This window comes from Lysinibacillus louembei (genome assembly GCF_033880585.1).
Taxonomy (GTDB): Bacteria; Bacillota; Bacilli; order Bacillales_A; family Planococcaceae; genus Metasolibacillus; species Metasolibacillus louembei.
Window position 1 is genome coordinate 1,023,355 of sequence record NZ_CP137624.1, and the last position, 16,094, is coordinate 1,039,448.

Consider the following 16,094-nt stretch of genomic DNA (forward strand, 5'->3'; position numbering starts at 1 on the left):
AAGGCTATCAAAATAAAAACGAATTGACTATAGAAAGGTTGTGTCTTATATGGCATTAACAGCTGGCATCGTCGGTTTACCAAACGTAGGGAAATCTACATTGTTTAATGCGATTACAAAGGCTGGTGCACTTGCTGCGAACTACCCATTCGCAACAATCGATCCGAACGTAGGAATCGTAGAAGTACCAGATGCACGTTTAAATAAATTAACAGAATTAGTAGAACCGAAAAAAACTGTACCAACAGCATTCGAATTTACGGACATTGCAGGGATCGTAAAAGGTGCTTCCAAAGGTGAAGGGCTTGGTAATAAATTTTTAGCGCATATTCGCGAAGTAGATGCGATTTGCCAAGTAGTCCGCTGCTTTGAGGATGAGAACATCACACACGTATCAGGTACAGTAAATCCAATCGATGATATCGAAGTCATCAATTTAGAGCTAATTTTAGCTGACATGGAATCTGTAGAAAAACGCCTACAACGTGTTGCAAAAATGGCGAAGCAAAAAGATAAAGAGGCACTTATCGAGGAGCCTATTTTAGTGAAGGTGAAGGATGCGCTAGAAGCAGAAAAACCTGCGCGTGCAGCAGACCTTTCCGAGGACGAGCTAAAAGTTATTAAAGGCCTTCATTTATTAACGATCAAGCCAATGCTATATGTGGCTAACGTATCTGAGGACGAAGTAGCAGATGCAGATAGCAATAAATATGTGCAAATGGTCCGCGAATTTGCCACAGCAGAAGGCGCACAGGTTATTACAATTTGTGCAAAAATTGAAGAGGAAATTTCAGGCTTTGAGGACGAAGAAAAAGCAATGTTTTTAGAGGAGCTAGGCATTCAAGAGTCAGGCTTAGACCAATTGATTCGCGCTTCCTATGACCTATTAGGACTTGCAACATACTTCACAGCTGGCGTACAAGAGGTACGTGCATGGACGTTCCGCAAAGGTATGAAAGCACCGCAATGCGCAGGTGTCATCCACTCTGACTTCGAGCGTGGCTTCATTCGTGCAGAAACAGTTGCCTACGACGATTTAGTACAATTTGGCTCAATGGCAGCAGCAAAAGAAGCAGGTAAAGTACGTTTAGAAGGTAAAGAATATATCGTGCAAGATGGCGATATTATGCTGTTTAGATTTAATGTTTAATTGAAAAGGCATAGGAAAAGTGCAATCTCACTTTTCCTATGCCTTTTTACTTTAATGACCTTTTCTAAAATATTAAAGAATTCGTCTGGATTCTCAATGTTGAAATCCCTATCTTCAACTACAACTGTCCAAAACTATCTTTTTGTTCTTTACTCATAGAAACTATTTTCGACTATATAAAGCTTTGGCAACTGAGGATCATCCTTAACAAGCACATTATTTGGAAATTTCCGTAGTTCCTTATACATCGCAAAATCCCCAACAGCACCAGCAATTAACAATGCCCCTGTAAGGACGAACGCAAAGCTTTCGATATAAAAACCTAGAATTGTTGGAAAAACGCCTGTTGTCCAAAATGGTAATAGCAAAGCTTTCTTCATTGCACTGTTCGTTAGCGGTTTTACGGTTGTCGCATAGGCAATACCAAGCTTTAAATTGATACCATAATCGAGCTCCTTAAATTTTGCACCACCAAACATCATAAAGCCTATTAAATGAAAAGCTTCATGTAAAACGATGAAAATAATATACAGCACTGCTACCACTAGCATTGTTAAAAAGGAAAAATTAGTTTGTCCATACATGATTTTATAAACGATAGTAAAGGTAATTACTAAAATAATTGTTAGCCAAATATTTAGTTTGGCTATCTTTGGCATATTTAACTCAACTATTTTGGGTTGTTGCATTTTCAAAAAGAGAACCTCCTAAATATATTAATAAAATAGTGGAAATTTATCACTTTATATTTGCAAAATTAAGAGAAATGAAACGTGAAAAAGGATTGCTTTTAGTTTAATGTGAGAACATATATTCTTTTTTTGATAAAATTGACTTAATTCAATTTTATCAAAAAGTAGAACACTAAAGTGAATTTTTAAATATATTGCATATACATCTAAAGCATGCTATAATTCACAGTTGTGAGTAATACAAGTTACTTACTCCTTGCTCCCTATTTTAGTAGGAGAGCCAAGTCCATAAGGAGGTGCAAAACGAAGATGAGAAAGTATGAATTAATGTACATCATTCGCCCGAACATTGAAGACGAAGCGAAGAAAGCTGTAGTAGAGCGTTTCAACGAAATCTTAACTTCAAACGGTGCTGAAATCGTTGAAGCAAAAGACTGGGGTAAACGCCGTCTAGCTTATGAAATCAACGACTTCCGCGAAGGTTTCTACCAAATCGTGAAAGTAAACGCTGGTACAGAAGCAATCAACGAATATACTCGTTTAGCTAACATTAGCGAAGACATTATCCGTCACATCGCTGTTCGCGAAGAAGAAAAATAATTTTTAACCATAATGCTGAAAAGGAGGCTGTATACCGATGATTAACCGTGTCGTACTCGTAGGAAGACTGACAAAAGATCCAGAGCTTCGCTATACGCCAAGTGGAGTTCCTATGGCTCGCTTTACAGTTGCTGTAAACCGAACATTTTCGAACCAACAAGGCGAGCGTGAAGCTGACTTCATAGGCTGTATTGCTTGGCGAAAACAAGCCGAAAATTTAGCAAACTTTATGCGTAAAGGAAGCTTAATTGGCGTTGAAGGACGCATTCAAACAGGTAGCTATGAAGGACAAGATGGAAAACGTGTGTATACAACAGATGTTGTAGCAGATGCAGTACAGTTCTTAGAACCACGTAGCGGTGGCGCGTCACAAGGTATGCAAAACCAACAACCATATGGTGGTAACAATTATGGCGGGGGACAACCAAGCTATAATAACCAAAATAACCAGCAATATGGCGGTGGTGCACCTGCGCAGGATCCATTCGATTCTTATCAGCAGCCACCACAAAATCAGCAAAATTATACACGTATGGATGAGGATCCATTTGCAAATAGCAAAGGCCCAATCGAAGTATCAGAGGACGATTTACCGTTCTAATACCTCACATCCACTAGAAAAATAAACTAAAGGAGGACAACGCTAATGGCAGGACAACGTCGCGGAGGCCGCAAACGCCGTAAAGTTTGTTACTTCACTGCAAATAACATTACGCACATCGACTACAAAGATGTAGATCTTTTAAAGAAATTCATCTCTGAGCGCGGTAAAATTTTACCACGTCGCGTAACTGGTACAAGTGCAAAGTATCAACGTAAATTAACTTCAGCTATCAAAGTATCTCGTATTATGGGATTACTTCCATTCGTAGCAGAAGATAAATAAGAATGTTAAAAGTACAACAATGGTTGCAAAACCTTTGTTGTACTTTTTTATTTATTGCTTAAAAAATTCCTTCATGCCTGATATAACGAAATATTATTTGCTCCACCTTCATAGTATGGGTTATCAAATTGAATATTATCATCTTCCCAATCACAAATAGAGCAAATTTCAAAAGAGCCACGTGATTTAGATGATAAGGTCTCATAGTTACAACATGGACATGGATGAAGTGTATTTTGATTATTCATTGAAAGCCCTCCAATATGAAAAATCCAGCATCGATTGAATGACTATTGTTGTACTTTTATAGAACTACCCTCTATACCAACTTTTTTCAAAGTCTAATTTTAGCGCTTTTCCAAATTGAGCACCAAATGTTATAAAAGCTGATCCCCAAGCAGTAATCAAATTTCCATCTGTTACAACTAACTCAGAGACGTAGTTTTCCTCCTCAAAATAAGGAGATTCTTTTCTTAATTTCTCTGCAAGCCCAACAGTGTATTTTTTACCTTTCAAGACACCAGCCTTTGCTAATAAATAGGGAGAGCTAGAAATAGCTGCGATTATAAAATCCCTTTGAGCTGAAATATTTTCAATAAAGCTTGTATACTCAGAAATATCGATTATTTTATCAATATACATACATCCTGATAGCAATAGACTATCATATTGCTCAAAGTCAACTTCATCAATAGTTAAGTCGGGTAAACAGGTGAGACCAGACTCTCCTCTAATAGGCTCTTTCGTTAAGCCAATGAAAGATACAGGTTTTCTACCTTGCATTAAAATAGATAGAGCTGTTGTTAATTCGTATTCACTGAAATCTGGATATAGAAGTATAGCTGTTTTTTTAGTCAATTGCTTATTCCCCTTAAAATATAAATTTCTATCATATAATAATAGATAGTTTCTCCTTAGATTATTATATATAGAAATAAATGTTATTTCAATTTTCCTAATATTTATTACTTTCTAGCCATATACTCAAAATTCCACATATAAATAATAAAATGACACCACCCAAAGTAATAAAGGAAACCTCGATACGTGTATCGAATAGCTGAAATATAAATGTGAAAACAGGTATGAAGCAAAGAGACATCATGACTAAAAAGGTATTCGTATATTGAATCCCTTTTTGTAATAAATACATTGGCAGCATGACCCCGACAATAGTTATTGCTAAAATCCATATAATATTGTCCTTAAAGTATGGAATTATAATGTCATAAGTAAAAAGAAATGAGATGAGGATAATGCCAATGTAGCGTTTAGCTAAAACCATTGAGCTTGTCCAGCCAAGCTCGTTGAGTTGCTTTGAATAGACTGAACAAAATACGGCTCCAATGCCACAAATCATGCTAGCAAATATCCCTAAAATCACTTCCATAGAAAGCTGCATTGCAACACCAGATTGTCCTAATAACACCGCAGTGATTAGAATTCCACATGCCATAAATGTAGCGACAGCAATGGCCCATTGGCTCTTTTGTACAGCCTTCCGTTGAAAAAATGTTAATAATAAAATAAAAAGTGGACCTATTGCCATTTCAAGTGAGCTTACAATGGCTGGTTCGATATATTTTAATGCAAAATAAAAGCCCATAAAGGTGATAACAGAAGCGATATTTAATTTGAATAAAGGCTTCCATGCATACCGCCACTGAGGGGTAGCCTTTTGCTGAAGGGCAAAGCATTGAAAGTATATGGCTGTTATAAAAAAACTGATGCCCGTAAAGAGAAAAGGATGGATTACTTGTACGCGATTTGCGTAAAATACTTGACTAACCGCTGTTAAGATGGCTGATACTAATAAAGCCAGTATTCCAATTTTGTACATATTTTTTTCTACTTTCATCTGATGCTACCCCCTCTATATAAAAATAAAAAAACCTCGCCTCAAAAAGAGACGAAGTTTTTCGCGGTTCCACTCTACTTGGTTAATTGTTAACCCACCTTATACTATAACGGTAGCTGCCGTTCATACATACTTTTGTTTCTGTATAAAATCTCCTAGACGAGTTCAAATAGGCTTTCTTATTGCTTCGCACCAACCAGCAATTCTCTGAAAGAACCCCTTATTTTACTACTTCTAATCATGGACTTTGATATTTCTGTTTAGTATATATAAGTTAGAATGTTCAGTCAATATTTTTTGTCAGACCAATCACTTGTTCGCTTTTGTACTTTGTTTGTAGCATAAAAAAATGATACAATAGAATAATGAGAAAGTAAGGTGCTAAAACGTAGCATTTTGACTTCCATATTTGCAAAAGTTTTAAATGATAAAAGGAAGGTTCTTCATGCCGAATAATCAAACAAGAAAATTAGTACACAGTAGTGTTGTAATTGTTCTGTTTACAATTATTATGCTTATCACTTTTTATGTACCATTAGTAAGTATTGTGGCAATGGGATTTGCGCTGTTGCCGATTGCATGGCTTGCAGCAACATATGATCGAGCAAATGCGATTGTTGTTGCGATAATTGCAAGCAGCATTACATTTATCTATGGTGGTATTATTATGTTACTGACATCGATAGTGTTTGCGGTAGCAGGTTTAGTCATAGGTGATGCAATACGCAATAAGAAAAGTAAAATTTATTTGTTCATGTCCACAGGTTTGGCATTGTTATTTACATTTTCAATTTTGTATATAGCGCTTGCGAAATTTTTTAATTTAGATTTTGTGAAGATTAGTCAAGAAATTGCTAAAACAAGTTATGAGCAATCGATTAAAATGGCGGAGCAGTTTCCGTTGCAACAACCTGTTACACGAGAAAGCTTAGATGAAGCGTTCCGACTAATGGAGGCTGCATTACCATCTACAATTATTATATCTGCCTTTCTTTTAGCGTTTGTATTGATATCGATTAACTTACCATTATTAAAGCGTTTCAAAATCGATGTACCGAAATTCGCGCCATTTAAAAAGATGCGCTTACCTAGAGCGGTGCTTTGGTATTATTTAATTGCACTTTCGATTAGCTTATTTGTTCAGCCAGAAATAGGCACTCTTTTATATGTAGCCACACTTAATGCATCGCTCATATTATGGCTACTGCTTGTATTACAAGGTTTATCATTTATCTTCTTCTTATTAGATGAATACAAATCGCCAAGCTTTTTAAAGGGCTTAGTTGTCATTATTGCAATACCGCTTTACTCATTTATCATTTTGCTCGGTATTATTGATTTAGGCTTTAATATGCGTGAATATGTAAAGGGTAAAATCCATAAAAAATAAGGAGCTGTTACGATGGATATGTTTAGAAAGAGATTAATTCGCTATCCGCTTTTTCTGATATCTTTGTTATTGCTAGTGGCGGCTATCTTCTTATTTTTATGGAATATATGGATTGCAATCGGCTATGTACTAGTAGCGAGTGGCGGATTATTTTACGTTTGGAAAATGGAGCAAATAGCATATGCTGAAACGGAAAAGCATATTGAAAAGCTTTCTTTTCGAATGAAAAAGGTTGGAGAAGAAGCCTTTTTAGAATTGCCAATAGGGATTATCTTAATTAATAAAGACTACAATATTGAATGGGCTAATCCATTTATTTTGAATATTTTAGAAAAAGATTCCCTCATTGGAGAAGAGCTGTTTACGATTTCAGAGGATTTATATAGCGTCATGCATCCAGAGGAAAAGCGAGAGCTGACTGTCACGATTGGTGAGCGTAAATATCGAACGTACTACAAGGAAACAGAAAAGCTATTATATTTCTTTGATGTGACGGAGCAAGTAGAAATTGAAACACAGTATTTTGCTGATCGTACCGTCTTGGCAGTATTATTTATTGATAATTACGATGAGCTGACACAGGCAATGGATGACCAAACGCGCAGTTTAACGAATACGATGGTTACATCTATTGTTAATGAATGGGCTGCACATTATGGAATTTACGTGAAGCGTGTGTCCTCAGATCGCTTTTTAGCTGTGTTAAATGAATCCATTTTAGCTGAGCTTGAATTAAAGAAATTCGAAATTTTAGATACGATCAGAGAACGCACTTTGCAAAAAAACATGTCCCTAACCTTAAGTATCGGCGTCGGGGCAGGCTCATCCTCATTAGTTGAGCTAGGCGAGCTTGCTCAATCTAGCTTAGACTTAGTATTAGGGCGTGGTGGAGATCAAGTTGCGATTAAGCAGCCGAGTGGAAAATTACGCTTTTATGGAGGAAAAACAAATCCTGTTGAAAAGCGTACTCGCGTAAGGGCGCGTGTTATTTCCCATGCGTTAAGAGATTTAATACAAGAAAGCGATCAAGTATTTGTGATGGGACATAAACAGCCTGATATGGATGCTATTGGTGCAGCTATCGGTGTTCGCAAAATGGCACAAATGAATAAAGTTGATGGCTATATCGTCGTTAATTTTGATGATTTACATGGTAGCGTACAAAGGCTGATGAATGAAATTAAAGGGAAGTCCGACTTTTATCAACGCTTTATTTCACCAGAGGAAGCATTATCAAAAATGACACCCAAATCACTATTAATCATTGTTGATACACATAAGCCAAGCATGACGATTGATGACCGTTTGTTTAATAAGATTGATAAAATTGTTGTCATTGACCATCATCGTCGAGGTGAGGAATTTGTGACCAATCCGACACTTGTTTATATGGAGCCGTATGCATCTTCAACAGCCGAGCTTGTAACAGAGCTGCTAGAATATCAGCCAAAAAGTGAAAAAATAACGCCATTAGAGGCAACGGCGTTACTATCGGGCATTATCGTTGATACGAAAAGCTTTACATTACGTACAGGTGCACGTACATTTGAAGCAGCCTCATACTTAAGGACACATGGTGCTGATACAATATTAGTACAACAACTATTAAAAGAGGATGTTGATACGTATATTGAGCGCTCGAAAATCGTACAAACGGTTGAATTTGCCTTTCCAGGAATTGCGATTGCGCATGGAGAAGATAGGCGCAATTATGATTCAGTTATTATCGCACAAACAGCTGATATTTTATTAACGATGAAGGACGTATCTGCATCATTTGTGATTGCACATCGAGCAGATGGTTTAATCGGCATTAGCGCAAGATCGTTAGGTGAAACAAATGTCCAGCTTGTAATGGAAAAACTTGGAGGCGGTGGGCATTTAACAAATGCAGCAGCACAAGTAGAGGCACATTCAATAGATGAAGCAAAAAAATATTTAATTGATGCAATTGCACAAGTAATTGAAGGGAGTAATGAATAATGAAAGTTGTATTTTTAAAGGATGTTAAAGGAAAAGGTAAAAAAGGTGAAATTAAAAATGTAGCAGATGGCTATGCGCAAAACTTTTTAATTAAAAATGGCTATGCAGTGGAAGCGAATAATCAAGCATTAAGCCAGCTGGAAGGACAAAAAAAGCTAGAAGAGAAAAATGCAGCAGCTGAGCTACAAGCAGCTAAAGATTTAAAAGACAAAATTGAAGCATTAGAAGTAACGGTTAAAGCAAAATCAGGAGAGGGCGGCCGCTTATTCGGCTCTGTCTCAACAAAGCAAATTGCAGATGAGTTACAAAAAATACATGGCATTAAAATTGATAAACGTAAAATGGAGTGCAACGACGGTATTCGTTCTTTAGGTTATACAAATGTACCAGTAAAACTTCATCAAGAAGTAAAGGCTACATTAAAAGTACATGTTATTGCTGAATAAGGGGAGCATATAGATGAATGACTCTATGATAGACCGCGTGCCGCCGCATAATCATGAAGCAGAGCAATCGGTTATTGGTGCGATATTTCTTGAGCCACAGGCACTGATTACAGCATCCGAAATTTTAATACCGGAAGATTTTTATCGTCGCGCACATCAAATTATTTTCCAAACGATGCTCACATTAAGCGACCAAGGAAAAGCAATAGATGTCGTTACTGTTACAGAGGAGCTTTCCGTAAAAAAAGAGCTAGAGGATGTCGGTGGTCTATCGTATATTTCTGAGCTAGCGAACGCGGTCCCAACTGCTGCTAATATTGCACACTATGCAAAGATTGTAGAAGAAAAGGCGTTACTACGCCGCTTAATTAGTGTTGCAACGAAAATTGTGCAGGATGGCTATACACGTGAAGATGAAGTAGAGGCATTATTATCAGAAGCCGAGAAAAAAATGATGGAGGTAGCCAACCGTAAAAACGCTGGTGACTTCAAGCATGTGAAAGATGTTCTCGTTGATACTTTTGATAATATTGAGAAGCTACAATCAAGACAAGGTGATGTTACAGGGATTCCGACAGGCTTCCGTGACCTAGATAATATTACAGCAGGCTTTCAACGCAATGACTTAATTATCGTAGCAGCTCGTCCATCTGTGGGGAAAACAGCCTTTGCTTTAAACGTTGCACAAAGCGTAGCAGTTCAGGCACGTGAAAATGTCGCTATCTTCTCATTAGAGATGGGGGCAGATCAGCTTGTAATGCGTATGCTCTGTGCCGAGGGTAATATTGATGCTCAAGCTTTACGTACAGGTGCATTGTCAGCAGAGGATTGGGGCAAGCTAACGATGGCGATGGGGAGCCTTTCAAGCTCAGGCATTTTTATTGATGATACGCCGGGGGTACGAATTAATGAAATTCGTGCAAAGTGCCGTCGATTAGCGCAGGAGCATGGGCTAGGCATGATTTTAATCGATTATTTACAGCTTATTCAAGGTAGTGGACGTCCTGGAGAAAACCGTCAACAAGAGGTATCGGAAATTTCTCGTTCTTTAAAGGGGCTTGCACGTGAATTAAAGGTGCCAGTTATTGCGTTATCACAGCTATCGCGTGGTGTAGAGCAGCGTCAAGATAAGCGCCCGATGATGAGTGACTTGCGTGAGTCTGGTTCGATTGAGCAAGATGCCGATATCGTTGCATTCTTATATCGTGATGACTACTATGACCGTGAATCTGAAAGCAAAAATATGATTGAAATTATTATTGCAAAGCAACGTAATGGTCCAACAGGAACTGTTACACTTGCCTTTAAAAAGGAATTCAATAAATTCCTTAATGTAGATTGGTCGCAATATGAAGCACCACCAGAATACTAAAAATGGTAAATGATAGCACTAAACACGAACAATCACAGTTTAATATTGTGATAGCGTTCGTGTTTTTGTTTGACATTAACTAGCAAATACTGCTACAATTATTCTGCTTATAATAAGGGACGTAAATAAAACGTCTGTCGGAGGTGCTCGTAGCATGACATCAGTAGTAGTTGTGGGAACACAGTGGGGAGACGAAGGTAAAGGGAAAATTACCGATTTTCTATCGAAGCAGGCGGACATTATCGCACGCTTTGCAGGTGGAGATAACGCGGGACATACAATTAAAATTGCAGGCGAAACATATAAGCTGCATTTGATTCCTTCAGGTATTTTTTATAAGGAAAAAACATCTGTTATCGGCAACGGCTTAGTTGTTAATCCAAAGTCACTAGTAACAGAATTGCAGGGCTTACAGGCACGTGGCATTGACACATCAAATTTGCGTATTTCGAATCGCGCACATGTTATTTTACCGTACCATATCCGCCAAGATATTGTGGAGGAAGAAAGTCGTGGAGACCAAAAAATAGGTACGACAGCTAAAGGAATTGGTCCTTGCTATCAAGATAAAATTGCACGTATCGGCATTCGTATGGCGGATTTATTAGATAAGGAAATTTTTGAGCAAAAGCTACGTGACAATGTAGCGCTAAAAAATCGTTTGTTTGAAAAGTTTTATGAAGTAGATGGCGTAAGCTTTGAAGATATTTTCGAGGAATATTTCGCATACGGTCAACAATTGGCACAATATGTAACAGATACATCAAAAATTTTAAATGATGTGCTTGATGAAGGTGGGAAAGTGCTATTTGAAGGAGCACAGGGCGTTATGCTTGATGTCGATCAAGGCACATATCCATACGTGACATCTTCCAATCCAGTAGCTGGTGGTGTAGCAATTGGTGCTGGTGTAGGTCCTAACTACGTATCACGTGTTGTAGGTGTATGTAAAGCTTATACTTCTCGTGTTGGGGACGGCCCATTCCCAACAGAGCTACATGATGAAATCGGTCAACGAATTCGTGATGTAGGTCGTGAGTATGGTACAACAACAGGCCGCCCACGTCGCGTAGGCTGGTTTGATTCTGTAGTTGTCCGTCACTCTCGTCGCGTTAGTGGAATTACAGACCTAGCATTGAACTCAATTGACGTATTATCTGGCTTAGAAACAGTGAAAATTTGTACGGCCTATGATTACAACGGTGAAATCATTACAGAATACCCTGCAAACCTACATATTATTGAGCAGTGTAAGCCAATTTATGAGGAGCTACCAGGTTGGGCAGAGGATATTACAGCCGTGCGCACATTGGAGGAGCTACCAGAAAACGCTCGTCGCTATATCGAGCGAATTCTTGAATTAACAGGTATCAATTTAATGACATTCTCCGTAGGCCCAGCACGTGAGCAAACAAATATTGTAGCAAATATTTGGGAATAGATGAAATGAAAAAACTATGATTCGCTAGCCTTTTATAGCGAATCATAGTTTTTTTATGTATAGAATAGGAAAATTTTGAGTATAAATGACACTAATAAAGTACTAGTAAATTGTATGATTAAACATGTTCTATGTAGGGGGAAAAGGCAGGTATAGCGGTATTGGCATCTCTCTTAAAGGTGCAATATAATCTTTTTTTCTATATAAAATCAGAATGTAACAAATCTTTTTGAAATAATACAGTTTCATTACAAAATAGCAAAACAGTTCAATTGAACTAAAAAATATGGTACATTGTAAAAGTGTGATTTTACACTGAAAATAGTCCTATATGTCTATAGGACAAATTTTGGAAGGGGCTTTACAATGAGTTCGAAATGGAATATAGCAAAAGATGCTCATCGACAGCTAGATAGCCTATTAAAACAGCCAACAACAAAAATAAAACAAGTAGCAGCTACTGTTTTACTATGTTCTACATTAGTCGTGCCTTTTGCCTTTATTAAAGAAGCTGAGGCCAACGCTACTTTCGGGGAAATTTATCATATATATGCAAACAATAGCTACATAGGTGCTGTTTCAAATCCAGAGGCAGTAGAACAATTACTTGCACAAAAGGAGCAACAGGCGAGTGAAAAATACGCTGGACTAGCAGTAGACGCACATTCAAATGTTGAAATTATTCCAGAGCAAGTTTTTGAAGCAAGTGCAAATGATACTGAAACATTAACAAAGCTAGAGGCTGCCTTAGTTGTTGAAGCTGATGCCCATTCATTAAAGGTGAATGGTGAGACAATAGCTTATGTCGAAAACGAAGAAGCACTAAATGAAGTATTAAAGCAATTAAAGCTACAGTATGTAACCGAAGATGAGCTAGCATCGCTTACTCAACCAGCTACTGCTCAATTACCCGTTTTACAGGATGATGAAACACGCATTGTAGATATTTCATTATCAGCAGAAGTTAATGGTGAGGCAACAAAGGCATTGCCAAATGAAATTTTAAGCGTTGATGAAGCTGTTCAGTTTTTACAAACAGGTATGCTAGAGCAACAAAAATATGCGATTCAATCTGGTGATGTGTTAGGTTCAATTGCACATGCACATGACTTAACAATTGAAGAGTTAATGGAGCTTAATCCAGGAATCGATACATCAACAGTTTTACAAATTGGTCAAGAGTTAAATGTAACAGTAAATAAACCTTTCATTACAGTAAAGGTAGTGGAAGAAAAGTTTAAAGTTGAAGCAATTGACCATGCGAAAATGGTTGAAGAAGATGAAACGATGCTCAAAGGAGAAAAGGTCGTAAAACAAGAAGGGGCAGACGGCAAGAAGGAAGTCACTTACTTAATTACAACTGAAAATGGCAAGCGTACAGAGCGAGCTGTCAAAGAAGAAAATATTATTTCAGAGCCTTCAAGTCGTATTGTTGTTGTCGGTACGAAAGTCATTCCATCACGTGGAACAGGATCATTTGCATGGCCAACGAATGGCGGCTATATTTCAAGCCATATGGGAAGCCGTTGGGGCGAATTCCACCGAGGTATTGATATTGCACGTCCTTCAAACTATACAATTAAAGCAGCAGACAATGGTGTCGTAACATTTACAGGATGGGACGGTACATACGGTAATAAAATTGTCGTTAACCATAACAATGGCTATGAAACAGTTTACGCACATCTTTCACAAATCGATGTAACAGTCGGACAAGTTGTTGCACAAGGCTCAGCACTTGGTATCATGGGTTCAACAGGTAATTCAACAGGGACACATTTACATTTTGAAGTACATGAAAACGGAGCGGTTGTTAATCCATTATCATATTTAAAATAAAAAGAAAAAACGTAATAAGTCGATTTACATCCATATTGCATTGGTGTAAATCGACTCTTTTATTTATTTGAAATGCTCAGAAGGAAGGGCTATTTTTAAAAAGTAGTGGTCCAATCCCAAGTTTGAGTTGTTGCACTATAATTTGTAATAGTAAAGATATATTTACCGGTATTTGGAACAGTTTTTTGACAACCTATAGTAGCTACATTTGATAGGATAGAACTTAAAACTTTTCCCGTGTGATCTTTTATTGTATGTTCTCGACGTTCTGCAGGTCCACTTGATCCTGTGTGTACTGTAGTTCCAGCAGCAGCATACAAATGTCTTTCATGGGTAAAACCATTATAAACAATTACTGTTTCGCGAAGTATTGCATAAGTACTAAAAGAGGGTGTTGAGTTGAAAACCTCAACTAATTTTTCATCAATAATTTTGTACGTATGCTCATTGACATGTATAAGCATATCTTCTTTATTTAGCTCATTTTTGTCAACGAGTACTTCCAAACGGTATGAATCGGGTACAATACTAGTATCTATAACTACTAAGTCATCAGAAATATTGAAGGATTCCGAGGCGTTAGCAACAGACGTATTCGTGAAATTTAGAGAAATTAAAAGTATTGTAAAGGTTACTAAGTAATAGATTCTATTCTTCATGATAAATGCCCCTTTTTAATCGTGTTTAGTTATTTTTCCATTTTTTATAACAACAGAACCAGCCATTGTTCCTAAAATACTAATGGAGTAATCACCATCAGTTGGAGCTGTGTATGTAACTGTTAGTTTATTTTCAATGGATTCTGAGTAAATATTTTCTATGTTATAATTTTCCTTTTCCTTATGATTGTAGTCTTTGATAATTCCTATTGTCATATGATTAAAAGAACTATTAGATTGTAATTGAAATGTTAGTGTTATTTTCTCTGATTTTTTGAGTGGCATGTTTTCAAAAATAATACATTCTCCGTTACCCATTGTTTTATCTGAGAATTGAAATTCGCCGTTTGTGTTAAAGTTTACAGGACCATAAAATATATTGTTAAAATCACTTAATGTAATATAGTCACTCTCATTCAATGAATTATTTGCTTCTGGTGATGCGATGTCTTTATCGGATAGTTTGTTATGAAAATCTTCTGAACAACCTACTAATACGGAAACACTCAATAAATAAATAAAAAATTGCTTTATTTTTTTCTTGATAGTATCACATCCCTTATTTATTCTTATAGTTTTCGTTTATTCGAGGGCAAAAATACTTACAGATTAAGATTTAATTAAACTACATTTCAGTACCGATGAGCAAACTAGAAACTATATTGAAAGGTAATTGCCCTCTTTCCTTGAATTGCATGTTGTGATTAATCTTTCAGTTGTATAGCTATAGTATTATAACAAATATTGTATTTGTAGGTTAATTTTAAGCTAACAGAAAATAATTCCTATGTAAAGCGACAATATCCGCCAATATCCCGCCATTATTTTTGACGGTATCCGTCATTTTCTCACCAAGTCATTTATGACACATAATAGAAGAGTAATTATTTCTCAGGAAATAAAATATGGGTAATATTGAAAATGAAATATCTGTTTAATGCGCGAAAACGCAAAGCATGGTACAGTAAAATGAGGGGGTTTTTTAAAGAGCCTTCTTACTATATGACTTTAAATATTAAAACTGTTATAGATAGATGAATATTTGACAAATGAGAGGAAGATATAGATGGAAAAGACGATTTTAGTTGTGGATGATGAAAAGCCGATTGCAGATATTTTGCAATTTAATTTAATTAAAGAAGGCTATCGTGTAATTTGTGCATATGATGGTGATGAAGCATTGCAAAAGGTTGAAGAAGAGCAGCCTGATTTAATGCTTTTAGATATTATGCTGCCAAAGCGAGATGGCATGGAAGTATGTCGTGAAATACGTAAAAAATATAATTTCCCTATTATTATGTTAACTGCGAAAGGCTCTGAAATTGATAAAGTGCTTGGGCTTGAGATGGGTGCGGATGATTATGTGACGAAGCCATTTAGCACGAGAGAATTAATTGCTCGTGTAAAAGCGAATATGCGTCGTCTCAATGTGGTCGCACAAGTCGAAGAAGTTGTAGAGGAAACGAATGATATCGTTGTTGGTTCCTTGACGATTCAGCCAGATGCTTATTTAGTATTAAAACGTGATGAAGCCATTGAATTGACGCATCGTGAATTTGAATTGCTACATTATTTAGCGAAGCATATCGGACAAGTGATGACACGTGAGCATTTATTACAAACAGTGTGGGGCTACGATTACTTTGGTGATGTTCGAACAGTGGATGTGACGATACGTCGACTGCGTGAAAAAATTGAAGATAATCCAAGCCATCCTACATGGATTGTGACACGACGAGGTGTGGGGTACTATTTACGAAATCCTGAACAGGAGTAAT

At 37.0% G+C, this 16,094-nt stretch carries 17 protein-coding genes and 1 other annotated feature; of the genes, 11 read left to right on the forward strand and 6 right to left on the reverse strand.

Annotation, left to right across the window (positions count from 1 at the left end; translation table 11 throughout):
* The first annotated feature begins 49 nt into the window (after positions 1–49).
* On the forward strand, positions 50–1,150 hold the full coding sequence (gene ychF, locus R6U77_RS04985; protein WP_293929560.1) for a redox-regulated ATPase YchF: 1,101 nt from the start codon (positions 50–52) through the stop codon (positions 1,148–1,150).
* Between the two features lie 149 nt (positions 1,151–1,299).
* Here the strand turns inward: ychF and R6U77_RS04990 are convergent, their stop codons facing one another.
* Positions 1,300–1,839, reverse strand: a complete 540-nt coding sequence (locus R6U77_RS04990) for a DUF3267 domain-containing protein (RefSeq protein WP_319838341.1) — start codon at positions 1,837–1,839, stop codon at positions 1,300–1,302.
* A gap of 312 nt (positions 1,840–2,151) precedes the next feature.
* Here R6U77_RS04990 and rpsF point away from each other — a divergent pair, with 312 nt between their 5' ends.
* Genes rpsF through rpsR form a run of 3 tightly spaced genes read left to right on the forward strand, consistent with a single transcriptional unit; the run spans position 2,152 to position 3,328 of the window.
* Positions 2,152–2,442 (forward strand): 30S ribosomal protein S6, encoded by a 291-nt coding sequence (gene rpsF / locus R6U77_RS04995; RefSeq protein WP_293929563.1) that lies wholly within the window; start codon positions 2,152–2,154, stop codon positions 2,440–2,442.
* Positions 2,443–2,479: 37 nt separating this feature from the next.
* Positions 2,480–3,043 carry a single-stranded DNA-binding protein gene (ssb, locus tag R6U77_RS05000; RefSeq protein WP_293929564.1) on the forward strand — a complete coding sequence of 188 codons (564 nt, stop codon included), beginning with the start codon at positions 2,480–2,482 and terminating at the stop codon, positions 3,041–3,043.
* Positions 3,044–3,088: 45 nt separating this feature from the next.
* Positions 3,089–3,328 carry a 30S ribosomal protein S18 gene (rpsR, locus tag R6U77_RS05005; RefSeq protein ID WP_042478407.1) on the forward strand — a complete coding sequence of 80 codons (240 nt, stop codon included), beginning with the start codon at positions 3,089–3,091 and terminating at the stop codon, positions 3,326–3,328.
* Between the two features lie 71 nt (positions 3,329–3,399).
* Here rpsR and R6U77_RS05010 read toward each other — a convergent pair whose 3' ends face one another.
* The 3 genes from R6U77_RS05010 to R6U77_RS05020 form a co-directional block, all read right to left on the reverse strand.
* The gene (locus R6U77_RS05010; protein WP_319837657.1) at positions 3,400–3,576 is read right to left on the reverse strand and encodes a CPCC family cysteine-rich protein; all 177 of its coding nucleotides are present in this window, start codon (positions 3,574–3,576) and stop codon (positions 3,400–3,402) included.
* Between the two features lie 64 nt (positions 3,577–3,640).
* Positions 3,641–4,186, reverse strand: coding sequence for a DJ-1/PfpI family protein (locus tag R6U77_RS05015; RefSeq protein ID WP_319837658.1), 546 nt, complete (start codon positions 4,184–4,186; stop codon positions 3,641–3,643).
* 97 nt (positions 4,187–4,283) lie between these two features.
* Positions 4,284–5,186 carry a DMT family transporter gene (locus tag R6U77_RS05020; protein WP_319837659.1) on the reverse strand — a complete coding sequence of 301 codons (903 nt, stop codon included), beginning with the start codon at positions 5,184–5,186 and terminating at the stop codon, positions 4,284–4,286.
* Positions 5,187–5,230: 44 nt separating this feature from the next.
* Positions 5,231–5,437, reverse strand: a binding site (T-box leader).
* A 194-nt stretch (positions 5,438–5,631) separates the two neighbouring features.
* On the opposite strand from R6U77_RS05020, the gene R6U77_RS05025 reads away from it, so the two are divergent.
* The 6 genes from R6U77_RS05025 to R6U77_RS05050 all read left to right on the forward strand — a co-directional run bounded on the left by R6U77_RS05025 (position 5,632) and on the right by R6U77_RS05050 (position 13,657).
* Positions 5,632–6,576, forward strand: a complete 945-nt coding sequence (locus tag R6U77_RS05025) for a YybS family protein (protein WP_319837660.1) — start codon at positions 5,632–5,634, stop codon at positions 6,574–6,576.
* Between the two features lie 12 nt (positions 6,577–6,588).
* Positions 6,589–8,559, forward strand: coding sequence for a DHH family phosphoesterase (locus R6U77_RS05030; RefSeq protein WP_319837661.1), 1,971 nt, complete (start codon positions 6,589–6,591; stop codon positions 8,557–8,559).
* Positions 8,559–9,005, forward strand: coding sequence for a 50S ribosomal protein L9 (gene rplI / locus R6U77_RS05035; protein ID WP_293922516.1), 447 nt, complete (start codon positions 8,559–8,561; stop codon positions 9,003–9,005). Before R6U77_RS05030 ends, rplI begins: the two co-directional genes overlap by 1 nt.
* A 13-nt stretch (positions 9,006–9,018) precedes the next feature.
* Positions 9,019–10,377, forward strand: coding sequence for a replicative DNA helicase (gene dnaB, locus R6U77_RS05040; RefSeq protein ID WP_293922518.1), 1,359 nt, complete (start codon positions 9,019–9,021; stop codon positions 10,375–10,377).
* A gap of 154 nt (positions 10,378–10,531) precedes the next feature.
* Positions 10,532–11,818, forward strand: a complete 1,287-nt coding sequence (locus R6U77_RS05045) for an adenylosuccinate synthase (protein WP_293922519.1) — start codon at positions 10,532–10,534, stop codon at positions 11,816–11,818.
* Between the two features lie 366 nt (positions 11,819–12,184).
* A complete protein-coding gene (locus R6U77_RS05050; protein WP_319837662.1) occupies positions 12,185–13,657 on the forward strand; it encodes a M23 family metallopeptidase in 1,473 nt (490 codons plus the stop codon).
* Positions 13,658–13,752: 95 nt separating this feature from the next.
* On the opposite strand, the gene R6U77_RS05055 is transcribed toward R6U77_RS05050, so the two are convergent.
* On the reverse strand, positions 13,753–14,316 hold the full coding sequence (locus tag R6U77_RS05055; protein WP_319837663.1) for a hypothetical protein: 564 nt from the start codon (positions 14,314–14,316) through the stop codon (positions 13,753–13,755).
* 15 nt (positions 14,317–14,331) lie between these two features.
* Positions 14,332–14,736, reverse strand: a complete 405-nt coding sequence (locus tag R6U77_RS05060; RefSeq protein ID WP_319837664.1) for a hypothetical protein — start codon at positions 14,734–14,736, stop codon at positions 14,332–14,334.
* 646 nt (positions 14,737–15,382) lie between these two features.
* Here R6U77_RS05060 and yycF point away from each other — a divergent pair.
* Positions 15,383–16,093: a response regulator YycF gene (gene yycF / locus R6U77_RS05065; RefSeq protein WP_293922529.1), complete on the forward strand. Its 711-nt coding sequence runs from the start codon at positions 15,383–15,385 to the stop codon at positions 16,091–16,093.
* Position 16,094 lies beyond the last annotated feature (1 nt).